Origin of the sequence: Pseudomonas sp. Ps21-P2 (assembly GCF_039672565.1) — a bacterium.
Classification (GTDB): Bacteria; Pseudomonadota; Gammaproteobacteria; order Pseudomonadales; family Pseudomonadaceae; genus Aquipseudomonas.
In genome coordinates this window covers 83,076-105,338 of record NZ_JBDFPL010000009.1, presented here as the reverse complement: position 1 = coordinate 105,338, position 22,263 = coordinate 83,076, and the positions used below count along the sequence as shown (strand labels likewise).

Here is a 22,263-nt window from a genome sequence, read left to right as displayed (position 1 = left end):
GGCTGGACTGTCTTCCGATGAAAAGGCCTGCACGCCACTCTACGTGCAGGCCTTTCGCATTCATGGCCGGACGTCGCCGCGTCTTCGCCATTCAATCCTGAATTTCCCTCCCCGTGTACAGCGTTATGTACCGCAGTTGCGGTGGATTTCTTCCCTACGCTCCCAGCCTTTCCTGCCCCTGCCTGGCCGATGCCAGCCGCGGGCGTTTGTGCTCAAGGAGCTGCAATGCCTACCGTTACCACCACGTACTTCAACAGCGCGTCACTGCGACAGCGCTTTCTCGACGAAGTCGACCGCGCCGTTGCTGCCGGCGTGCTCCGCTCATCTGAACAGACCTGGCTTAAACGCGCGGCAGGCGCGATGGGCGCCGATGATCCCGATCCGGTCAGGGTCGATCGGTTGCTGCTCAATGACGGCCTGCCTACTTCGCTGGAACTCAGTGCTGCGCTGATGTTCAGCCACGGCCAGACCAGCGACCCACGGATATTCCTGTTCACGCTGGCGTCCGGCGTCGAAGCCTTCGACGGTCGCCAGCAGTTGCTGGAGGCGTTGCTCGGCCGGTTTGCAAACAACGACCCTTCGGCAGCGTTCGAGTACGAGAAAATCGACGACAACGTTTTTCAGGCCCAGATGCAGGCCATCGTCGAATATCAGGCAAATTCGGTCAGGCAGTTCACCGAGCGACTGAAGCTGACGCCAGACCTGGTCGGCGCTGTCACCTCCGCGTTGGCCCTGCAACTGCGTCGGCTCTTGCCGGATCAGCAGATTGATCCGGCGAGGCACCTCATGCGGATGGTGCAACCGGCTTTCGGTGCCGGCGACGAGCTTGTGCTGATGACCCAGACGCTCTCTCAAACGGCGTTTGAAGCGTTTTGCCATGCCGAGCAGGCGCCGGGCGTGACGCCGCAATTCATGGATGCACAGGGCCGAGTGGTGAGCGAACGCGATGCACAATTGTTCGCTCAGGCCATAACCGACACGATGTCTGCGCTGCCGGACCAATTCGCCTGGCTGCTGCGTGATTACTGGAGCCAGCAACGCGGGACCGGTTCCTGCCGCGACATGGCGGTTCAGGTCTACGCGACCAGCCTGTGCCATGAACTCTACCGTTACGGCCACGAGGGTAATCTCAGTCGGCAGGAGCACGAAATGTTGAGGCCGTTGCTCATGTCCGGACCGCAATACATTTCGTCGGAAGCTCAATTGCGCTGCAGACGTCTTGTGCTGCACCTGGCCGACGGAACAACCACACAACTGGCCGGTACACTGGTGTTCGATTTCTCCCCGGCCGAGCTGCCGCTGCTGTGGTTTACCCCGGAGCACGGCCTGCGCCGATTTGCCAACCTGACGGCACTGAGTGCGTTTTGCTCAACCCCGGAAGGGCGCGAAATGTTGCGCCCGGTACTGGCCCTTGTGGACCAGCCGCTGTTACTGCGTGAAGGTGATTTGACCCTTACGCTGGATAGTATCGACGGGCCCTTGTTCCGCGAACGGGTGGACTCCGTCCTTGCGCTCCAGCTGCGTAACCTGCAGTACGTGAAGGGTTTGTCGGCTGAGCCCGTGAAGGTCTCAGCGATGTATGACGATGCGCTGGACGTGCGTTACCTGATCGACCCGCGTCAGGTGCATTTCACGGCGGGGCGCTGGCGGCACGATCAGCCGATGGACTTCGCTGCCGTCTGGTGCAGCAGCGCCAACGATGACCTGATTCAGGTCGTCCCGGCGCCAGAGCCTGACAGCGCCGTCCTTGAACCTTCCGCCTCCGGACCTTCCCGGCCCACTGCGCTACAGCCGTCGCCCCCGTCGTGGCTGGAGAGAACCCAGGTATCCGATGCCAGTGCGGCCCACCTGCGCCAGTTGGACAACTTTCTGGTCAGCTACGCCGAGCAGGCACTGCAAAGCTATCTATGCGCGGCTTCGGCACGCGGCCTGCGCGCGAGTGAGATACGGGTGCGCTGGCTGGAATCGCTGCCGGTTGCCGCCTCCGATGTCGAGCCGAGTTCTGTCGCCATCAGTGAGTCCTTGCGCGCCACGTCAATGGATCTGGTGGCGCTGTTGCTTGAGCGCGTCAGTGGGCACCGTCCTGATCCCCTCTCGCACACGGCGCAGGTGCTGCTCACTTCTCAAGCTGCAGGGGCGCACCTTGATGTCGAACTGATTAACGTCATGCTCGAGCGCGTTGCTTCGGACTTCGTCGAGCGCTACCTCGACCGATTTGGGCGATCGCGCACGGCCCTTGCGCGTCTGGGCGACAGGCAGCTGCAACCGGTTGCCATGGCGTTGGTGCTCAGGGAAGACGCGTTGCGCCTGGACCTGGCGCTGAGGCAGCGAATGGAGGTGGTCCCGAGCGAGGCGGCGCACATGGTCATGCAAGTGCTCAACGCGCCTGTCCGTGCGCAGAGATCAGAATCGGGCCTGTCGATGACCGAGGTGTTTTCGCTGTCGGTGGTATATGGACCCGGCGCCGAGGCCACCCTCAGCGATTCAATGGTGCTCTGGCAACCGCGGCGGACCGGTGCAGGTTTGATGTTCTGGAGCAGCGTGCAGGGCTGGGAGCCTTTCGAATCCGTGCAGGCATTGACCGACAAACTAGGCAGTCGATTGCGTAGCGTGCACAGCGAGCGCTGGTTGGCTCTGGTGGGGGAGCGCGACCGTACGCTGTTGCGCAACCACCTGCGGGCGCAACCGGCGGAGCAGGTCCGCTTTGATTTCAGTCGCTGCAATGGCCATGCGATCGAGGCGTTGCAACAGACTGTGTTTAACCGCCAGTTACAGAACCTCCAGCAACTGTGCGCCCGTGCCCGGCGTTGTCGTTTTGAAGCCGGGCTGTTCACTCGCGTTGCCCGCGCCACCGAACTGGATGCGCAATTGGTCGACATGCTCGACGCTCTGGCGGTCCGAATCGACAACACATTGTTTGAAGAGCTGTTGCCGGACTGGTTCAAGTCTGCATCGGCCAGCGACATTCGTGCGTATAACGAGATATGGCGTCGCTTTTTTCTCGCCAGCGAAGGTGACGAGGATTTTCTCTTTGACCTCCCGACGCTGACTGAATACGCGCGCAGCAGGCTGTTGGATCAGATGCGCAAGAATTTCCCCGAGCGCGATCTGGACCCTGACCAGATCACCGTTACCCAGCGTCGCTACGTCGCCGCGCCCCCCGGCGTTGGGCAGATCCCGTCAGCGATTCCCGCCGCCACCCTTGAGCACAGTGAGTCTCTCACTGATTACGCCATCAATCGCTTCGTTGATTTTCCAGAAGCGGCGTTGAGTATCCACTCTGCCGAATACCCCGATATCGGCCGCCTGATGACCCCGGACTATGTGCGCAGGACTGTCCGTGGGCTGGACGTCGGCGCAGGGTTCCGAACGCTGTTGCGGCAGACGTTGACTCCAGCGGACGTCAACTGGGGAAAGCGCAACACGCTATTTGTCAATCAACTGCCACCGATGATGCAGGCGGTGGCAATGCAGCAGAAGCTGCAAGGAAAGCTGAGTCCCCGAGCCTGCGAATTCATCTCGCGGGTGGTTGAAATGCCCGACGGTATTGCCCGCGAACCGTTGGACGGTGAGCGCACGATCATCAGTACCCTGCGGCTGGTCGCCGATGAGGGAATGACGCCCGATGCTGTCAAGGGCGTTTACCTGATCTGTGCCGAGCACCCTGACAGCGGCCCGGTGATTTTGCACGCGGTGTTCCACCCGGATTTAGTCTTCCGCGAGTACGCCAGCCTGTCTGCACTGCTGGCCGATCTGCGCAGTGACGCAACGCTGCAACACCTGGTGTTCGAGCGACTGGACCCGGAGGTGCGCAAGCGATATGAGCACGGCGGGTTCATCGAGCCTCATCTGCCGTTCTTTGACCAGGGGCCGGGCGATGTGCCCACTCACACACCGGGGCCGGTCACGGTTTCGCTGGCTGAAGAAAAAGGCAACTCGCTGCAGTTCATGTTCACCGACACCGTGAGCCTGCTGGTGGACATTGGCGCGTCCGATACGGTCACCACCGAAGAGGCCGATCAGGCGTCGCGCAAGTTTCTGGCTTCGCTGGGGTTGGAGCAGGCGCTGAGCATTGTGCCCGGCAAGTTTGCCGCCATGGTCGCGTTTTGGCAGAGCCATACGCTGTTTCGTGCATCGGCTGCGTCGGCGGCCGGGCGTCACTGGGGCGAGGCTATTTCCGAATTTTCTGCCGCGTTGGGCGTGATGGTGACGGCCAGGGAACAGGCCGAGAAGGACGAGCTGATCGGGGGCGATCTGGTCACGGACGAGGAGTTGACGCCGCCAGAGTTTTCCTGGGGCGGCGTCACACTCACCGCCGAGCAACTGAAGCGTTTGCAGGCGCTGGAAGCCCGAAACATCTCGCTGAAAGACCTGCGTCGCGATGAATTGCTGAGTCTGTTTATGGACCCCGCCAACGGAAAGGCCTATGCGGCGGTCGCCGGACGGGTCTATGAGGTGCGCCGCCAGGCCAAGGATGGCAGATGGATGATCATTGGCGCTGACCGCACACTCGGCCCGCGCCTCAGGCTGGATGACAATCAGCGCTGGCAGTTGGACATCGAGTCCGGTCTGAAGGGCGGGGGCGGCGCAATGACCAAGCTGCGCACCCACGCGGCGGACGTCAGCGCCGATGACGTGTTGCTCATCGAAGCCAGTGGCATGCCCGAGATACGCAAGTTTTTTCGGGAACGCGCGCAGCATATCGGCGAGGCTCATCTGCAGGCCAAACGCTACCTTGAAAACGCTCTGGATAACCTGAACGTGCATGAGCCTGGGACTCCACTGCACCCGCGCGTCTCGCAGATCATCGGTGATTTTTTCGGTGTCAGTACGCCCGATCACGAGTTGCTGGTCGATACCGAACGCGCGATCAAGACGCTGTTCGATGAGGTCATGGATGCGTCGTTGTCGCCTTACTCATCGCCCCGGTTTGTGGTGGGCACCAACCGCGCGGGCCACGCAGCCACCATGGGCTTTGTGATCAAAAGAGACCCGAAAAAGCGCGTGTTCCTGACTGACCGGTATTTCGATGCGCCGCAGTTTCCGCTCACGCCCGAGGCGGCCACCCAAGGCTTTGATTGCCCGGCCCATTACCGCGCCGCGACGCTGATCCACGAACTCTCGCACCTGGCGCTCGATACCCACGACATTGCCTATCTGGAAAGCACGGCACCGTATCCGGACCTGTTGCAGGAAAACACCGCCAACAACATCAAGCTGAAAGCGGATATCCAGCTCATGCAAACCCATGGCCTGTCGCATCTGAGCGGAAGAGATGAGCTGTTTTTGCATTTGAAGGAGGGCGAATGGCGTGATTTCGATGAGGAGGAGGGCTTCGAGCATGATGCAATCCTGAAGCTCACCCGCAGCAAAACCATGGATGAAGCCCGTGAGGCGTTTCTCGGCGATGCACGCAAACGCAGTCGAGTTCTCCTGGCCAATGCCGATTCGGTGACCCTGCTTGTCCTCCAGTTGGGAAGACGCAGCTTTGTCGCGCCAAGCCCCGCGCCGGGCGGTCGTTGAGTGACAGACGCCGAGCCCTGAGGGGTTCGGCGTTTCTGGGGGGGGGAGGGGCCTGACCCTTACAGCGCGTAGTGCCGCAGCTCGCGGGCGATCAGCAAACGCTGGATTTCGCTGGAGCCTTCGTAGATTTGGGTGATCCGCGCGTCCCGGTAGTATTTCTCCACCGGATAATCCTCCAGATAGCCATAGCCGCCGTGGATTTGTATCGCTTTGGAGCAGACCCACTCGGCCATTTCCGAGGCGAACAGCTTGGCCTGGGACGCTTCGGACAGACAGGGTTTGCCGGCCGTTCTCAACCGCGCGGCGTGCAGGACCAAGAGGCGAGAAGCATTGATGCGGGTGTGCATGTCGGCCAGCAGATTGGCGATGCTCTGGTGCTCGATGATCGGCTTTTCGAACTGCACGCGGTCACGGGCGTAACCCAGTGCCGCCTCAAATGCCGCGCGAGCGATGCCCAGGGCCTGGGCAGCGATGCCGATGCGTCCGCCTTCCAGGTTTGAAAGGGCGATGGACAGTCCTTTGCCCCGTTCACCCAACAGGTTTTCCGCCGGAATCCGGCAATCGCTCAGGGTCACGGCGCAGGTGTCGGAGGCGCGGATGCCCATCTTGTGTTCCATACGGTCGACGCGATAACCGGGGTTGTCGGTGGGCACCAGAAACGCTGACAGGCCGCGCTTGCCCAGCTCCGGATCGGTGACGGCGAAGACAATCGCCAGCTGCGCGCGCTTGCCGTTGCTGACGAACTGCTTGGCGCCGTTGAGCACCCATTCGCCGTCTTTCAATTCGGCACGGGTGCGCAGGTTGTGGGCTTCGGAGCCGGCCTGGGGTTCGGTCAGGCAGAAGCAGCCGATGGCCTTTCCGCTGGCGAGCTTTTCCAGCCACTGTTGTTTCTGCCCGTCGCTGCCGTAGTTGAGCACCGGCCCGCAGCCCACTGAACTGTGCACGCTCATCAGCGTACCGGTGGCGCCGTCGGCGGCGGAGATTTCTTCGACCGCCAGCGCGTAGGCGACGTAGTCGATGTAGCTGCCGCCCCATTCATCCGGGACGACCATCCCGAGCAGGCCCAGTTCGCCCATCTTCGCCACCAGCGCGTCGTCGATCCAGCCGGCTTGTTCCCAGGCTTGGGCATGGGGCGCGATTTCATTGCGCGCGAAGTCCCGCGCCATGTCGCGGATCATCACTTGCTCTTCGGTCAGTTCAAGATCTTGCATAGGTCACCCCTCATGACCGCTGAAGAAGCTTGCCACGTGCTCGGCATCCAATGCCTGCACGCTGGAAGGGCTCCAGTGCGGTTTCTTGTCTTTGTCGACGATCAAGGCACGCACGCCTTCGATCAAGTCACCCCGTTCAAACCACTGGCGGTCCAGATGCAGCTCCAGGGCGAAACAACGCTCCAGCGGCAGATGCCGGCCGCGGCGCAGCAGCTCCAGGGTGACCGCCATCGCCAGCGGTGAACGGGTTTGCATCAGATGCGCCGTGTCGAGGGCCCAGGCATGGGTGTCGTAGACGCTGACTTCCAGCAATTGTTCGATGATGCTCGGGACGTCCGGCAGGCCGAAGAAATGATCGATGGCCGGGCGCAGTTTTGCCAGCGGCGGCGCAGGCAAGTGCTGCACGCCGAGTTTCGCCAGCGCGCCCTGCAAGTCCTTGAGCGGGGTCAGGCTCCACTTCAGGTTATTGAGCTGCAGATCGAGGTCATTGAGGCGTTCGCTGTTGAGGTACCAGTCCGCCATCCCGCAATACAGCGCATCGGCGGCCTGGATCTGCACGCCGGTAACGCCCAGATAAATCCCCAACTCGCCGGGCACACGGGGCAGAAAGTAGCTGCCGCCCACGTCAGGGAAATAACCGATCGCCACTTCCGGCATCGCCAGACGGCTGCGCTCAGTGACCACGCGAAGGTCCGCGCCCTGGGCCAGGCCCATTCCACCGCCGAGCACGAAGCCGTCCATCAAGGCGACGACGGGTTTGCGGTAATGATGAAGGGTGAGGTCCAGCGCGTATTCTTCGACGAAGAAATCCAGGTGCTCGGTTCGGCCGGCCTGAAAGCTGTCGTACAGCGAGCGGATGTCGCCGCCGGCGCAGAACGCCTTTTCGCCGGCACCGCGCAGGACCACGGCGTAAACGTTGTCATCCTTTGCCCAGGCGTCGAGCTGGTACTGCAGCTGCCGGACCATGTGCAGGTCGATGGCATTGAGGCCCTGGGGGCGGTTGAGGGTGAGGTGACCAATGTGATTGCGTACGTCGGACAGAACGCTCGCGCAGGCGGATTGCTGCGCCGCGTATTCGGCAGGTATGACCTGAGCCGTCATCGCTGACTCCCTGTTGATTATTGTTGTACTCAATCCCCGGCTGTACCGCCGGGGTCCGTGAGGGTGCTAACGGATGCTACCAGCGCCATTTTGCAAATGACAATGAAGTTTCCGGCAGGGATGAGCACATCAGCGCTGTCACGCCTGCAAGCTGAACAACGCCATCGCTGGCTGACCACCGACTTGTAGGAGCGAGCTTGCTCGCGAAGAGGCCCTTACACCCGATATATCTTTAGCGCCTGAGATGCCGCCTTCGTGAGCAAGCTCACTCCCACAGGGTCCGCGTCTGCTGCGCCATCTGTGGTAGCCGAGCCACATTGGGAAATCCTGGAAGTTGGAGGATTTCCGTTGCCCCCTGTCACGCCTGCAAGCTGAACAACGCCGTTTGTGGGGTGTCGCTGATCCAGCATTCGCTGACGGTCCAGCCCGCACGCGCGGCCAGTTCGGTGAACGATTCAACCGTGAACTTGTGGGAGTTCTCGGTGTGCAGGCGTTCCCCGGCGGCGAAGCGGAAGGTGTGGCCAGCAACGGTGACGCTCTGCTGTTTGCGGCTGACCAGGTGCATTTCCATGCAGGCCTGTTCCGCGTTCCAAACGGCCAGGTGATCGAAGGCAGACACGTCGAAGTCGGCGTGCAGCTCGCGATTGATGCGGGTCAGCAGGTTCTTGTTGAACTGCGCGGTCACGCCGTCGGCGTCGTCGTACGCGGCCACCAGCGTCTGCTCATCCTTGACCAGATCGACACCGACGATGAAGTGGGCGTTTTCCCCCAGCACATCGTGGGCGCTGTGGAGGAAATCAACGGCCTGCTCGTGGCTGAAGTTGCCGATGGTGGAACCCGGAAAGAAACCCACGCGGGTGTGGCCGTCGGCTTCTTCAGGCAGGGTGAGCACCCGGGTGAAGTCGTCGACTTGTGGCGCGACGATCAGCGCCGGGTAACGCTGGCGCAATGACCGCGCGGCCTTGTTCAGTGCTGTCGCACTGATGTCGATCGGCACGTACACCGCGATGTGCGGCGCGGCATCCAGCACCAGACGGGTCTTCTCGCTGGCGCCACTGCCAAATTCCACCAGTGTTGCGCCCGCCGGAATGGTCGCAGCGATCTCGCCGGCGATGCGTTTCAGCAACCCGGTTTCGGCGCGCGTCGGGTAGTACTCAGGCGTTTCGCAGATGGCTTCGAACAGGTCGGAACCCGCTGCGTCATAGAAATACTTGGGCGACAGTGTTTTCTGCGGGGCGCCGAGACCGGCCACCACATCGCGGGCGAATTCGCTGTCGTTCGGGTCAACCACGCCGGGTTGACGGCTATCACGGGCCAGGCGCAGGCCCGAGACCATCCAGCGTTTGTCGGCGTGGAAGAAGTTGCGGTAGGTCAGGCGGCAATGATCGGGCGATGTGACGCTGGCACCGCCGCGCAGGACCATCTGATTGACCATGAACTTGCCGTTGTACTCACCGACTGCGCCCACTGAGGGCTTGAAGCCGGGGTAGGCGCTGTAGGCACTTTGCGTCCACTGCCAGGCGACGTCGTCCACTTGCTCCAGCAAACCGGCGCGGGCGGCGGCTTCCCATTCGGCTTCGGTGGGCAGGCGCGCATCGGCCCATAGCGCAAACGCGGCGGCTTCGTAATAACTGATGTGCGTGACCGGCGCCGAAGGGTCGATCGACTCAAGGCCGCGCAGGCTCATGCGCTTCCAGCCGTTCTCGTCGTGCTGCCAGTACATGGGTGAATTCCAGCCGTTTTCCTGCACCAGGGTCCAGCCTTCGGACAGCCACAAGGCTGCGGTGTGATAGCCGCCGTCGGCAATGAAGCTCAACCACTCGCCGTTGGTCACCAGCCGGTCGCTGATTTCGAAGGACTGCAGATAGGTGGTGTGGCGAGGGCCTTCGTTGTCGAACGAAAAGCCGTCACCGTCGTGGCCGATTTCGGTCAGGCCGGCGCTCAGCGGCTTGAAATGACCACGACGGCCCGACAGGTCTTTCGGCCAGCGCGGGCTGTAGGCCGGTTTCAGCGACGACAGGCTGAACAGATGAAGGATGTCCATCAACAGCAGTTCCTGATGCTGCTCTTCGTGGGCCAGGCCGAGTTCGATCAGGCTGGTCATTTCGTCGCTGAGCGGCGTCATCAGCAGCGTCGTCATGTTTTCGTCGACGTGCCTGCGATAGGCCAGGACCTGATCGACGCTCGGCCGGGTCATCAGGCCGCGCTGCGGACGCGGATGACGCGGGCCAACAGCTTCGTAATAAGAGTTGAACAGGTAGCCGAACGTCGGATCGAACGCTTCGTAGGCCGGCAGGTTCGGCGCCAGCAGAAAGGTTTCGAAGAACCATGTGGTGTGCGCCATGTGCCATTTGGCCGGGCTGGCATCGGGCATCGACTGCACCACCATGTCCTCGGCGCTCAAGGGCTCGACCAGAAATTCGGTACGGTCGCGCACGCTCTGAAAGCGCTGGCACAGGGTGTGGGTGGAGGATGTTTCGCGAAGCTGGCGTAATTGGCGCGTCATCAGGTGCTCTCCGGCGTAGCCGATGCCCGGTGGACCCGGTGGAGTGATTCCACGCAGCCAGGCGGTACGGCGATTCAGGGTTTGAGGCGTGCGTTGTGCGGAATGTTCAACCGAAATATCCAAATGAAGGACGGCCACTTCCCACGAGTACGTTGATGCCTTGGATCATCAGCGTTTTGCATGGATTTAACGGCACGCACCGAGTGTAGTCCCGGCACGGGCTGATTCGCGCAGTCGGTGACCGATGGCCAATCTGCGCGCCGTCTGCGGTAACCTGCTGGCCATTCGCTGCAAGTGCACGGCGCACAACACGTGTTTCGCGGGCAAAAGCTGAACCTGCGCGGCGACTCACAGTCTGCACAACAGCACTTGCGTCACGGATGGCAGTGGCTTTTCAGGGTATGTGTCAGGTGACAAATGAATCACGCCAGATGAATGAACCGGTTTTTGGGGACGCGCATGAATGATCTATCCAGTCTGCTGGGGGCGCTTGATGAAGCGCAGACCGGGCAGCAGGAAGTGGTGATCGCCACGGTGGTCAAGGTCGAGGGTTCGGCTTACCGACGCCCGGGTGCGCGGATGGTGATCGCGCCGATGGGCGAGGCGACCGGCACCGTCAGCGGCGGCTGCCTCGAAAGCGACGTCAGCAAAAAGGCCTGGTGGCTGACCGCCAATGGCAAGCCGTCCCTGCGCACGTACAGCACCGGCGAGGACGACGACGAACTCGAAGACGCCGAGCTCAGCTTTGGCCTGGGTTGCAACGGCACGGTGCACATCCTCTTCGAACGGATAGATCCCCAGGCGGCAAGTCTGGTGGCGGACGTGTTGCGCGAGGTCAAGGCCAGCGGTGTTGGCGCTGCGCTGGCGACGGTGATTGGCACACAAAGCGAACGTCATACGGCGCTGGGCGAGCGGGTGGCGATTCGTTCATCCGGGCAGGTGCAAATCGACATGCGTGAGCGCTGGCTGGCGACGGCGGTGGCCGAGGACCTGAAAACGGTGCTCGCTGCCCGCCGCTCCGCCACCCGTACCTACGACAGCGCGGACGGCGCCGTTGAGGTGCTGTTGGAGTACATCGCAGCGCCGCGCCGGCTTGTGATCTTCGGTGCCGGGCATGACGCGATGCCCTTGGTCAGCATGGCGCGGCTGCAGGGCTGGCACATCACGGTGATCGATGCGCGCTCGCATTTCGCCCGTCCCCAGCGTTTTCCGGAGGCCGATCAGGTGCTGTCGGCGCCGCTGCAGCCAATGCCCGAATTGCACGCGATGGTCGCCGACGCTGCCGTGGTGGTGATGACCCACAGCCTGAGCCAGGACCGCCACTGGCTGGGGCAGGTGCTGCAATCGACGCCGCGCTACATTGGCCAGCTCGGACCACGCAGCCGCACCGAACGTTTGCTCGACGAGCTGCCGGATCAGGCCCGTGAAGCCGCTGCTCAGGCCAGCCTGCATTACCCGGTCGGGCTGGACCTGGGCGGTGACGCGCCCCACAGCGTGGCGTTGTCGATCCTCGCCGAGATCAACGCGGTGTTCAACGGCCGCAGCGGCGGGATGCTCAAGCACCGGCAGGCGAGCATTCATGCGGTGGATGTCACACTGGAGCAGGCGCGGGAGCTGAGAATGATTAGCTGAGCATGATCAGCTAGCCTTCACAGGCGGCCGCTTTCATAGCGGCTGGCCCCATCGCTTTTCAGTGGCTCGGCACGGCATTCATCAGGTCCGCTCAATGAACGACAAGTACAGACCCCACGACTGGGCTCCCCACGAGCGACCGACGTTGCCGGGCTCGCCGTCGACGCCCTTGCACGCGACGCCCAAGCGCTGGGCCTATGCCATCGTCGGGGTGATCGTGGCGTTGACCGGCGGGCTGGGCAACGCGCTGGTGGTCGCCAACCTTCAATACCTGCAAGGCTCGCTGGGCGCCACCCAGGCCGAGATCGCCTGGCTGCCCGCCGCGTATGTCATGACCAATGTGTCGATGAACCTGCTGCTGGTGAAGTTTCGCCAGCAGTTTGGTCTGCGCGCGTTCACCGAAGTATTTCTGGTGCTGTACGCGCTGGTCACCTTCGCGCACCTGTTCGTCAACGACATCGAATCGGCCATCGCCGTTCGCGCTGCCCACGGCATGGTCGGCGCGGCACTGAGTTCGCTGGGCCTGTACTACATGATTCAGGCCTTCCCGCAGAAGTGGCGCATGAAAGCCCTGGTGCTGGGCCTCGGCACCGCTCGACTGGCCACGCCGCTGGCGCGACTGGTTTCCGAAGACCTGCTGCAGATTGCCGAATGGCGCGGGCTTTACCTGTTCGAACTGGGCATGTGCCTGCTGTCCCTGGGTTGCGTGCTGATTCTGAAACTGCCCCCAGGCGACCGCTTCAAAGCCTTCGAGAAACTCGACTTCCTGACCTTCGCCTTGCTCGCTTCAGGCTTCGCTGCGCTCTGTGCGGCGTTGTCGCTGGGGCGGATTGAATGGTGGCTTGAAGAGCCCTGGATCGGCATCGCCCTGGCGTCGTCCATCGTGCTGATCCTTGCCGGGCTGTGTATCGAGCACAATCGCACCCGACCGTTGTTGATCACCCGCTGGCTGGGCAGTGGCCGGATGATCCGCTTCGCCTTCGGCGTGCTGCTGACGCGGATCGTGCTGTCGGAGCAATCCACCGGCGCGGTCGGTTTTCTTCAGGGGATGAATCAGGGCACCGAGCAGCTGCACACGCTGTACCTGTTCATGCTGTTGGGCAGCGTCGCCGGCCTTGCGGTCAGCGCGCTGACGATTGATCCGCAGCACCTGTTCAAGCCGCTGATCATTTCCCTGGCGCTGATGGCGATCGGTTCGAGCATGGACAGCTTCTCCACCAGCCTGACCCGTGAACCGCAGATGTATTTCAGCCAGTTTTTGCTGGCGTTCGGCGGCACCTTCTTCCTCGGTCCGACCCTGGTGCTGGGCATCAGCGGGGTGATCAGCAACCCGCGCAACATGGTCAGTTTTTCGGTGATGTTCGGGATTACCCAGAACGTCGGCAGCCTGATCGGCTCGGCGCTGCTGGGCACCTTTCAGGTCTGGCGCGAGAAATTCCACTCGGCGCACATTGTCGAGCACGTCACGCTGATCGACGCTCAGGTGCAATCGCGCCTGCAAAGCGCGAGCGGTGCGTATATTTCGGCCATCGCCGACCCGGCCGCGCGTACCAGCCTGGGCATTCGCTCGCTGGCAACCGCCGCCACCCGTGAGGCCAATACCCTGGCCTACAACGACGTATTTATGCTGATCGCAGTCATCGCGGTGCTGACCATGATCTGGATCACCAGCCGCGCCACCTGGCTGTGGATCACCACCGAGCCGGTCGCGCCGTTTACGCCGGCCACACCTTCGGCATCTCCCTTTACACCTTCTGGCGCTCAACCTTCATGACAGAACCTGGCAAACCTTCTGGCACCCCTCCAAACAGCGCTTCAGGCGGCCCTTCTGGCAATGCGGCGCCCAACGCCGCCCCGTCACAGGCAACTTCCGCAGCGCCCGCGCCGGCGGTCATGCCGGCCACCACGCAACCGCGTTCGGCGCGCATACGCCTGGTGTCGGCGATTCTGTTCGGCGGCATTGCCCTGGCGGGTGTGCTGGTCGTGCTGTACGCGTGGCAGCTGCCTCCGTTCAGCAGCCCGATCGAAAGCACCGAGAATGCCCTGATTCGCGGGCAGACCACGATCATCGGCCCGCAACTGAGCGGCTACGTCTACGAAGTGCCGGTGCAGGATTTCCAGTGGGTCAAGCAGGGCGATCTGCTGGTGCGCATCGACGACCGGATTTATCAGCAGCACCTGGATCAGGGCATTGCTCAGTTGGGCGTTCAGCAGGCCGCGCTGGCCAATAATCTGCAACAGCGGCGCAGCGCCGAGGCCACCATTGCCCAACGTCAGGCCGCTATCGCGAATGCCCAGGCGCAGAGTGACAAGGCCGCTGCCGACCTTCGCCGCGGTCAGGCACTGGTGACCGATGGCTCGGTGTCGAAAAGCGAATTTGACGTGACCCGCGCCGCGGATGCGCAGGCAAAAGCGGCATTGGCCGAAGCCAAGGCGGCGCTGGAGATTTCCCGTCAGGACCTGCAAACCGTGATCGTCAATCGCGGCTCGCTGGAAGCGTCGGTGAAGAATGCCGAAGCTGCCATCGAGCTGGCGCGCATTGACCTGACCAACACGCGCATCACTGCGCCGCGGGACGGTCAGCTGGGGCAGATCGGGGTGCGCCTGGGGGCGTACGTCAATTCCGGCGCGCAGTTGATGGCGCTGGTGCCGCGCCCGCGCTGGATTATCGCCAACATGAAGGAGACCCAGATGGCCAACGTGCGTCTGGGTCAGCCGGTGAGTTTCACCGTCGATGCCCTGGAAAATCTGAAGATGCGCGGCCGGGTGCAGCGCATTTCCCCCGCAGCGGGGTCCGAGTTCAGCCTGCTGCCTGCCGACAACGCTACCGGCAACTTCGTCAAGATCGCCCAGCGCATTCCGGTGCGCATCACCATCGACGACGATCAGCATGACGTGGACCGCCTGCGCCCGGGGATGTCGGTGGTGGTCAGCATCGACACCAGTCAGGACGGCGCCGTGCCGCCGGACCCCGTGGATGGCAAGGTGGATTCGGTGAACGGCCGCTGAATCGGCCCGCCTGTATCGCCGTGTATCCCGCTCCACGGCAGATACGTGCTGATTCATTCACTGATTTCCCGGACACACCGGCGACACCTCCCGGACGTTGAATGGCGGCTCCGAGGCAACACGCCTCGGCCGCCCTTACATCCAACGTGCCCAGTGCCCGGAGCCCGCCATGAACTGGAAGAAACTTACCTCCGCCTTTCTGTCCGCCACGCTTATCAGCGATGTGAGTGGCCGGCCATGTTTCTGATCGCCTTTCTCGGCGGCATCGTCACGGTGCTCAGCCCCTGCATCCTGCCAGTCGTACCCTTTCTGTTTGCCCGGGCCGATCGGACGGCGGGTTCGGTACTGATGACCCTGTTGGGGCTGACGCTGACGTTTGCGCTGGTCTCAAGTCTGGCGGTGGTCAGCAGTGACTGGGTCGTGGCGGCAAACGGTATCGGCCGCAATATCGCGCTGGTGATCCTCACGCTGTTTGCCCTGTCGCTGCTTTCCGCCCGCGTGGGCCACTGGCTGATGCTGCCGCTGGTGTCGCTCGGTAATCGGCTCGACCCGGCGACGCGGCGCTTGTCCGGTCCGTCTGCCTCATTACTGATCGGCGTTGCCACCGGGCTGCTGTGGGCGCCGTGCGCCGGGCCCATTCTGGGGATCATCCTCACCGGGGCCATGCTGCAAGGGCCCAGTGCGCAGACCAGCCTGTTGCTGCTGGCGTACGGGCTAGGCAGTGCGGTGTCGTTGGGGGTGCTGATCTTCGCCGGACGCGGGTTGCTCGCGCGGCTGAGACTGTCGCTGCCGGTCACTGCCTGGCTGCGGCGTGGCGCTGGCTTCGCTGCGTTGCTGGTGGCCGTGACCATTGCCACTGGCTCGCAAAATCAACTGCTTGCCGGCACCTCATCCGAGGGCGCAGCAGCGGTGGAAAAGGGCCTGCTCAGCGGCGTGCCCAAAGTCATCGATTACGTCGTCTCCAGCGTCAAAGCTGCAGCGGCACCGGACGTCAGCAGCCAGGGCGCGATGCCTTCGTTGTCCGGCGCTACCGCGTGGCTTAACTCGCCGCCGCTGAGTGAGGCATCCCTGCGCGGCAAGGTTGTGCTGGTCGACTTCTGGACCTTTGACTGCATCAACTGCCAGCACAGCGTTCCTTACGTCAACGAATGGGCAAAGAAGTACGAAAAGGACGGCCTGATGGTCATCGGCGTGCACACGCCCGAATACCCGTACGAACGGCTCATCGACAACGTGCGCAAGCATGTCGCCAGGCTGGGCCTGAATTACCCGATCGCCATCGACAACGACTACGCCATCTGGCGCGCTTTCGACAATCAGTACTGGCCTGCGCATTACCTCATCGACGCCGAGGGGCAGATCCGCTACACCCACTTTGGCGAAGGCGCCTACGACACCCAGGAGCAAGTCATTCGCCAGCTGCTCGACGAGGCCCACGCAAAGGGCTGAAGCGAGAGGCGCTGACGAATGAAAGGTCGCGCTTACACCATGCGTTTGACAGTGTTGTCCTTGCGCACGAAGTGGTGCCAAATCGCCGCGACCACGTGCAGGCCGATGACGTAGTAAAAAATCGTGCCCAGCAGGATGTGGTAATGCTCCAGTGTTTCGGCGGTGTCCTTGGACATGTCGAACGGCGCCGGAATGCTCAGGGAGGTCAGGGGGATGGGCAGGGCGCCGCGTTCCAGCAGCACGGTGAACAGACCCAGCAGGGGTTGCGCGAACAGGAAAGCGTACAGCGCGTAATGGGACAACGTAGCCGCCAGACGCAATACGCCCTCCAGGGGCGGGGTGATGCCCGGCGGCGTATGGCGGTGGCGCTCGGCGATGCGGAAAAACGCCATGACCAGCACGACGATGCCGACCCAGAAATGCGTTTGCACGACGAAGGTTCGCGCGTCACTGCCACGGGCCAGTTGGGTACGGCTCAGGATCAGCGCGTAGGCGAGCACAATCAGGATCGCCATCACCCAGTGAAACCAGCGGGCTTTGTAGCTGTAGCGTTCGGTATCGGAAGGTTTGCTCACGGTCAGGTCTCTTGGTCTGTTTTTTTGATCTGGCGCGGCGCAGTCACTGCCGCAGCGCTTTCATAACCCAACGTCTGGCGGCCGTCGAGGAGAACGTGCAATTCGAACGGCGCCTGGGGCCTCACCCCCTTGCCCTTGAAACCTGCCCGTCCCATTAACTCCTCCTTCCGAATGTCTAACTAACTTGAATGGTATGACTAACTAATTTAGAGATTGTGGCGCCGATATACATTTTGCTTATTTCCGCTCGATACTATTCTGCACATGTTCCTGTACTTCATTTTTAATGTCATTCGTTTGAGTAACTTCAAATAGTGGAAGAATTTTAAATATCCCTTCATATTCATATTAGAAATAAACAACGCCTGCACCTATTCTGATTTGGCATTAAAATTCCGTTGAATTCCGTTGAATTCCGTTTGACAGGTCTGCCGCTTGGATCCATCTTAATGCCTCGACGGCTCAGCCCCCTGACTATCAGCTTGAAAAAGCTGGCATTTTGCCCATATTCAACCGGGGCCTCGACGTTCGTGAATCTATCGAAAAGGGAAGGGCATCTTCATGGATGTTTCAGGCTTCGTTCACCTTTTAAAACGTCATAACTCCGATGCGCAAGTCTGGTTTGATTCGTCGCCGACTGTATATAAAGGCTGCGTGAAGAAGTTGCTGTGGGCTTATCCGGATACGCACAATTTTATTACCGGATTATTGCCCGATGAACCGGATAGTTCGGATGCCGGCGTCAGCGGGGCCACCACCAACCCGACGCTGATCAGTCAGGCGGTCATGAGCAATGCAGCTCATTACCGTGATTTTCTCCACACCCTGCCCCCTTCGATGTCGGCAGACGCTCGGCTGCGACAGCTCTACGACCAGGTGGTCATCGACAGCGCCCAACCGTTGCTGCCGCTGTTCAAGCGTTCAAGAGCCCGATACGGCTGGCTGTCGGCGCAAATCGAGGGCGGGCACTGGATGAATCAGGACGCGCTGGTTGTCCGCGGCCTTGAGCTGGCGGCGCTGGCGCCGAACATCATGATCAAGATCCCGGGCAGCGCCCAAGGCTATCGCGCCATCGAACAATTGGTGGCGCGGGGTTGCTCGATCAACAATACCTTCTGTTTTACCGTTTCCCAGCTGGATGCCTGCCTCAAGGCCATTCACGCCGGGCGTCAGCGGGCGCTCGTCAACGGGGTGAGCACGGAGCGGGCGCGTTACGTGGTCAGCTTCATGATCGGTCGGCTGGGTGCGGAAGCGGAATTCGAGCGGCAAGCGCGGGGCAGTCGTATCCACCTCAGCCGCACGGATAAACGCTGGGCCGAGCTGGCGGTGTATCAGGCGATGCAGGCCCTGATGCGGCGGCGCGAGACACCAGCGCAACTGTTGTTGTGCAGCATTAGGGTCGACACCGATGCGCGTGGGCGCGAGCATTGTTGGCACCTGCAGCGCACCGGGGCCGACACCACGCTGTACACGCTGACACCCCAACTCATCGAGTTCCTCGTGCGCCGTCAGCAGGCCGGGCACAGCATCGCCCCGGCGACGGAATGGGTGCAGATTCCCGGCAAAGTCCTTGATCGTCTCCTGGCCATTCCGTATTTCAACCAGGCGTACTTTGAACGCGGCCTCACCCCGGACGAATACGCCCGTCATCCGGCGTTCCTGACTGCAGGCAATGACGTACGCCTGGGCGTGCAGCGCCTGCGGGGTTTCATCAACGACACCCTGGATCCGCCAGGTGTCACGCCTCGCATTGCGCGTCGTCCAGCGACCGTGGAGGGGCGGGCATGAACCGGATGATTGGCCTCTGGGCCCATCCGCGCTCGCGATCGACGGCGCTGGAAAGGGTGTTCATCGAGCGCGGTGATTTCGAGGTTTTCCACGAGCCGTTTTCGCACATGGCGTACGACGAACAATCAGCCATTCCCCATGGGGACCTCAACTGCGGGATGCCCCGTGACTACGAGTCGATCAAGGCGCTGTTGCGTGACACCCGCCAGCGCGCCCATGTTTTCCATAAAGACATGGCCTATCACTGCCTCGACCGGTTGAAGGCCGACGCCGAGTTTCTAACGGAGCAACAGAACGTCTTCATCATTCGCGATCCGGCCCGGGCGATTCTGTCCCATCACGCCATCTTCCCGCAGATGCCGGCGCACGCGATCGGTCATCAAGCGCTGTACGAAATCTTCCGCGAGGTCAGGCGGCTGACCGGCCACACCCCCTGTGTGATCAACGCCGAGGACCTGGCAAGCCACCCGGAGCGCACCGTGCGCAGGCTTTGCGACCACCTGCAACTGGATTTCATGCCCGAGGCATTGAGCTGGAGTGCAACGTGCCCCGAGCAATGGAAGGCCTGGCGCAGCTGGCACAAGGAGGCCGAGAACAGCACCAGGATCATGCCCGGCAGTGCTGATTTCGATGAGCGTCCTCTGCACGCCAATCCCCACCTCATGACGTATTACCAGCTGCATCGACCTTTCTACGAGCGTATGAATCAGTTCACCGAGCAGGGACAGCCATGAAAAAAATCGTCATCACCGGCGCCGCCAATGGCATCGGCAAGGCCACCACCATAGCCTGCGTCAAAGCCGGCTATTACGTCATCGCAGCGGACATTGACCGGCTGGGCCTGCAGTCGCTTCAGGCAAGCCTGCCGCTGCACCGATTCGAAACCCACCTGGCGGATTTCTCCCAGGCGCACGTCTATCAGTCGTTTATCGGCAACCTGTACGACCTTCACAAACACCGGGCGCTGTATGCCTTGGTCAACAACGCCGGGATCTATCACGGCAAAAGTGTCTACGACTACAGCGACTCGGAAGTGGACGAGATCTGGGCCGTCAACCTCAAGTCGCTGGGGTGCCTGTCCAAGGACTTCGCGCGGCGGGAGTCGGCGGCGGGCTACTCGCGCAGCATCGTCAACATCACATCGGTGGCAGGGGAGGTCGGGAGCATGGATGCGTGGTACGGCGCGACCAAGGCGGGCGTGATCGGCCTGACCAAATCCAACGCCTGGAACTTCGCTCCCCGGATCAGGGTGAACGCCGTGTCCCCGGGGCTGATTCGAGACACCTCGATCCATGATCGTATTCCCGATCCCCGCCGCAGGGAGTACGAGCGACAGGAAATCATCAAGGAGCCCATCCAGCCAGACGGCGTCGCCGACGTCATTCTGTTTCTGCTGTCGGAACAGAGCCGCCACCTGACCGGAAAAGTCATCGCAGTGGATAACGGCGCTTACCCGCGCTAGTGATCGGGAACACCACCGTCCCTCACGTCTTTCAGGGAGAACACCATGCACCGCAAAAAACTGCTCATCGTTGGCGGCGGCAACCTGTGCCTGCAAATCCTGCAGATCCTGGCCCCGCGCAATCAATTTGAATTCCACGTCGCCAGTCGCGATCTCGAAAAGGCCACGCGGATGTGCAATCTGATCCGACTGGCCGCGCTGCAACAGAACGTCACGGTCCAGATTCACAGCCATCAGATGGACCTGCGCGAATCGTGCATCAGCCGCAATGCGGAAACGCTGTTACAGATCCGGCCAGACATCATTCTCAACTGTGCCTCGCTGCAATCCTGGCGGGTGATCACGCAACTGCCGGCCGAACGCTTTGCTGCTCTTGATCAGGCGCAGCTCGGGCCCTGGCTGCCGATGCACCTGGCGCCGGCCTACGCGCTGATGCGAGCCGTCAAACAGTCCTGTCCGAAAAGTCTGGTGGTCAACGCGGCGTTCCCCGATGCAGTCAATCCGATTCTTTACAAGGTCGGCATGGCGCCGGACATCGGCATCGGCAATATCGCCAACCTGATTCCGGCCACCCGCAGCGCCGTAGCGCATCTGTCCGGCTGCCTGCCAACGCAGGTCTGCGCCAAACTCGTTGGCCACCACTATTTCAGCCACAGCGTCCCCCGCCATGGTCTGCCGCCGCAACGGCTCGAAGCCAGCTTCAACCTGACGTACTGGATTGATGGCGAAGAGCGCACCGACGAACACACGGCGGAGGCTATTTTCGGTTGCGTCGCCCGTGAATTCAGCCGATTGGGCGGCGTTGACGGGCAATATCTCACTGCCGTGTCGGCCGTGACGGTGCTGGAAAATCTCCACGCCGAGCATGAGGTGCGGGTCCACGGTCCAGGCCCTCAGGGGTTGCCCGGCGGTTATCCGGTCAAGGTCGGCATGGGCAAGGTGCTGCTCGACCTGCCGTACGGCGTGACCCGGGAAGAGGCGATCAAGGTCAACGAAGCGGGGCAGCGGCTGGACGGCATCAAACTGATTCGCGCCGACGGCACGGCGGTGTTCGGTGAGGCACAGATGCAGGTCATGCAGCGTGAGCTGAATTTCGCCATGGCCGAGATGCGCGTCTGCGACGCCGCCGCCTGGGCGGAGGAACTGGGTAGCAAATACCTGGCGTATGCCGAGGGCGCTCAGCACAACAGCGGTCATCACACAGGAGTCGCCGCCCATGCCGCCGGTCATCGCGCTTTCGCCTGCTGACCGACTGGCCGTCGCCGATCACGACTATGCCGGGCAATACGCCGTGGACTTCGTCGAGCGCTGGGATGAATTGATCGACTGGGACAAACGCGCGGCCGGCGAGGGGTCGTTCTTTTATGATCTGCTGCGCCGGACGGGGGGCTGGCGTGTGCTGGATGCCGCGACGGGCAGCGGCTTTCATGCGGCGCAGTTGCACAAGGCCGGCTTCGACGTCACCGCCTCTGACGGGAGCCCGACCATGGTGCAGCGGGCCCGACGCAACTTCGATCGGCTGGGCGTCGACGTGCCGGTCCATCGTTGCGACTGGCAAGCGCTGGATGCCCGCGTACTGGGGAAGTTCGACGCGGTGCTGTGCCTCGGCAGTTCGCTGTGCCACGTGTTCGACCGCGAGGCTCGCATCGCCGTGCTGAAAAGGTTTCGGCAGATGCTCAAACCCGGTGGACTGCTGCTGATCGATCAGCGCAATTTCGAAGCCATCCTCGCCGGCCGCTTCAGGTCATCGGGGCGCTATTACTACTGCGGCGACACCTCCAGCGTCAGCCTCGGCGAGCTGGACGAGTCGGTGTGCGAGTTCGTCTACCGCTTTGCCGACGGGGCGCAGTATCGGCTGCGGGTGTGCCCGATTCGTCCGCGCCAGTTGCAGGACGAACTGCGCGCGGCCGGCTTCCGCGCCCCCCATGCGTACGGCGATTTCAAACCGATCTACGACGTCATGAACGTGGACTTCATTATCCACCAGGCCCACGCCTGACCCTGACT

At 62.1% G+C, this 22,263-nt stretch carries 15 protein-coding genes; 10 read left to right on the top strand and 5 right to left on the bottom strand.

The features are described 5' to 3' along the window. The first annotated feature begins 225 nt into the window (after nt 1–225). Nucleotides 226–5,523 (top strand): DUF6543 domain-containing protein, encoded by a 5,298-nt coding sequence (locus tag ABEH28_RS21960; RefSeq protein WP_346631083.1) that lies wholly within the window; start codon nt 226–228, stop codon nt 5,521–5,523. Nucleotides 5,524–5,582: 59 nt separating this feature from the next. On the opposite strand, the gene ABEH28_RS21955 is transcribed toward ABEH28_RS21960, so the two are convergent. The 3 genes from ABEH28_RS21955 to egtB all read right to left on the bottom strand — a co-directional run bounded on the left by ABEH28_RS21955 (nt 5,583) and on the right by egtB (nt 10,341). Further along, on the bottom strand, nt 5,583–6,734 hold the full coding sequence (locus tag ABEH28_RS21955) for an acyl-CoA dehydrogenase family protein (protein WP_346631082.1): 1,152 nt from the start codon (nt 6,732–6,734) through the stop codon (nt 5,583–5,585). Between the two features lie 3 nt (nt 6,735–6,737). Further along, a complete protein-coding gene (locus tag ABEH28_RS21950) occupies nt 6,738–7,835 on the bottom strand; it encodes an enoyl-CoA hydratase/isomerase family protein (RefSeq protein ID WP_192174091.1) in 1,098 nt (365 codons plus the stop codon). A 358-nt stretch (nt 7,836–8,193) separates the two neighbouring features. Next, nucleotides 8,194–10,341 carry an ergothioneine biosynthesis protein EgtB gene (gene egtB, locus ABEH28_RS21945; RefSeq protein WP_346631081.1) on the bottom strand — a complete coding sequence of 716 codons (2,148 nt, stop codon included), beginning with the start codon at nt 10,339–10,341 and terminating at the stop codon, nt 8,194–8,196. Nucleotides 10,342–10,800: 459 nt separating this feature from the next. Here egtB and ABEH28_RS21940 point away from each other — a divergent pair, with 459 nt between their 5' ends. From ABEH28_RS21940 to ABEH28_RS21925, 4 genes are all read left to right on the top strand, one after another. Continuing rightward, complete coding sequence (locus ABEH28_RS21940; protein ID WP_282371709.1) at nt 10,801–11,973, top strand: XdhC/CoxI family protein; 1,173 nt, start codon at nt 10,801–10,803, stop codon at nt 11,971–11,973. A gap of 94 nt (nt 11,974–12,067) precedes the next feature. Next, a complete protein-coding gene (locus ABEH28_RS21935) occupies nt 12,068–13,747 on the top strand; it encodes an MFS transporter (RefSeq protein ID WP_346631080.1) in 1,680 nt (559 codons plus the stop codon). 119 nt (nt 13,748–13,866) lie between these two features. Continuing rightward, the gene (locus ABEH28_RS21930; protein WP_244656017.1) at nt 13,867–14,982 is read left to right on the top strand and encodes an HlyD family secretion protein; all 1,116 of its coding nucleotides are present in this window, start codon (nt 13,867–13,869) and stop codon (nt 14,980–14,982) included. 237 nt (nt 14,983–15,219) lie between these two features. Continuing rightward, entirely contained in the window at nt 15,220–16,431 is a 1,212-nt protein-coding gene (locus ABEH28_RS21925; RefSeq protein WP_346631079.1) for a cytochrome c biogenesis protein DipZ, read from the top strand. Nucleotides 16,432–16,463: 32 nt separating this feature from the next. On the opposite strand, the gene ABEH28_RS21920 is transcribed toward ABEH28_RS21925, so the two are convergent. Together ABEH28_RS21920 and ABEH28_RS21915 are read right to left on the bottom strand one after the other, a co-directional pair. Beyond that, on the bottom strand, nt 16,464–17,006 hold the full coding sequence (locus tag ABEH28_RS21920; RefSeq protein ID WP_192174085.1) for a cytochrome b: 543 nt from the start codon (nt 17,004–17,006) through the stop codon (nt 16,464–16,466). Between the two features lie 2 nt (nt 17,007–17,008). After that, the gene (locus tag ABEH28_RS21915) at nt 17,009–17,161 is read right to left on the bottom strand and encodes a hypothetical protein (protein WP_346631078.1); all 153 of its coding nucleotides are present in this window, start codon (nt 17,159–17,161) and stop codon (nt 17,009–17,011) included. Nucleotides 17,162–17,567: 406 nt separating this feature from the next. Between ABEH28_RS21915 and ABEH28_RS21910 the strand changes: the two genes are divergently transcribed. From ABEH28_RS21910 to ABEH28_RS21890, 5 genes are read left to right on the top strand one after another with little or no spacing between them, the layout of a single operon-like run. After that, on the top strand, nt 17,568–18,794 hold the full coding sequence (locus ABEH28_RS21910; RefSeq protein WP_346631077.1) for a transaldolase family protein: 1,227 nt from the start codon (nt 17,568–17,570) through the stop codon (nt 18,792–18,794). Next, complete coding sequence (locus tag ABEH28_RS21905; RefSeq protein ID WP_346631076.1) at nt 18,791–19,528, top strand: sulfotransferase family protein; 738 nt, start codon at nt 18,791–18,793, stop codon at nt 19,526–19,528. Before ABEH28_RS21910 ends, ABEH28_RS21905 begins: the two co-directional genes overlap by 4 nt. After that, nucleotides 19,525–20,256 carry an SDR family oxidoreductase gene (locus ABEH28_RS21900; RefSeq protein ID WP_346631075.1) on the top strand — a complete coding sequence of 244 codons (732 nt, stop codon included), beginning with the start codon at nt 19,525–19,527 and terminating at the stop codon, nt 20,254–20,256. Before ABEH28_RS21905 ends, ABEH28_RS21900 begins: the two co-directional genes overlap by 4 nt. 45 nt (nt 20,257–20,301) lie before the next feature. Then, on the top strand, nt 20,302–21,504 hold the full coding sequence (locus ABEH28_RS21895; protein WP_346631074.1) for a hypothetical protein: 1,203 nt from the start codon (nt 20,302–20,304) through the stop codon (nt 21,502–21,504). Continuing rightward, nucleotides 21,473–22,255 carry a class I SAM-dependent methyltransferase gene (locus tag ABEH28_RS21890; RefSeq protein WP_346631073.1) on the top strand — a complete coding sequence of 261 codons (783 nt, stop codon included), beginning with the start codon at nt 21,473–21,475 and terminating at the stop codon, nt 22,253–22,255. Before ABEH28_RS21895 ends, ABEH28_RS21890 begins: the two co-directional genes overlap by 32 nt. The last annotated feature ends 8 nt before the right edge of the window (nt 22,256–22,263 follow it).

Bases quoted from the DNA above. Each gene is read 5' to 3' on its own strand.
- ABEH28_RS21960 (WP_346631083.1), top strand. From the start codon at position 226: ATGCCTACCGTTACCACCACGTACTTCAACAGCGCGTCACTGCGACAG.
- ABEH28_RS21955 (WP_346631082.1), bottom strand. From the start codon at position 6,734: ATGCAAGATCTTGAACTGACCGAAGAGCAAGTGATGATCCGCGACATG.
- ABEH28_RS21950 (WP_192174091.1), bottom strand. From the start codon at position 7,835: ATGACGGCTCAGGTCATACCTGCCGAATACGCGGCGCAGCAATCCGCC.
- egtB (WP_346631081.1), bottom strand. From the start codon at position 10,341: ATGACGCGCCAATTACGCCAGCTTCGCGAAACATCCTCCACCCACACC.
- ABEH28_RS21940 (WP_282371709.1), top strand. From the start codon at position 10,801: ATGAATGATCTATCCAGTCTGCTGGGGGCGCTTGATGAAGCGCAGACC.
- ABEH28_RS21935 (WP_346631080.1), top strand. From the start codon at position 12,068: ATGAACGACAAGTACAGACCCCACGACTGGGCTCCCCACGAGCGACCG.
- ABEH28_RS21930 (WP_244656017.1), top strand. From the start codon at position 13,867: ATGCCGGCCACCACGCAACCGCGTTCGGCGCGCATACGCCTGGTGTCG.
- ABEH28_RS21925 (WP_346631079.1), top strand. From the start codon at position 15,220: ATGTTTCTGATCGCCTTTCTCGGCGGCATCGTCACGGTGCTCAGCCCC.
- ABEH28_RS21915 (WP_346631078.1), bottom strand. From the start codon at position 17,161: ATGGGACGGGCAGGTTTCAAGGGCAAGGGGGTGAGGCCCCAGGCGCCG.
- ABEH28_RS21910 (WP_346631077.1), top strand. From the start codon at position 17,568: ATGGATGTTTCAGGCTTCGTTCACCTTTTAAAACGTCATAACTCCGAT.
- ABEH28_RS21905 (WP_346631076.1), top strand. From the start codon at position 18,791: ATGAACCGGATGATTGGCCTCTGGGCCCATCCGCGCTCGCGATCGACG.
- ABEH28_RS21900 (WP_346631075.1), top strand. From the start codon at position 19,525: ATGAAAAAAATCGTCATCACCGGCGCCGCCAATGGCATCGGCAAGGCC.
- ABEH28_RS21895 (WP_346631074.1), top strand. From the start codon at position 20,302: ATGCACCGCAAAAAACTGCTCATCGTTGGCGGCGGCAACCTGTGCCTG.
- ABEH28_RS21890 (WP_346631073.1), top strand. From the start codon at position 21,473: ATGCCGCCGGTCATCGCGCTTTCGCCTGCTGACCGACTGGCCGTCGCC.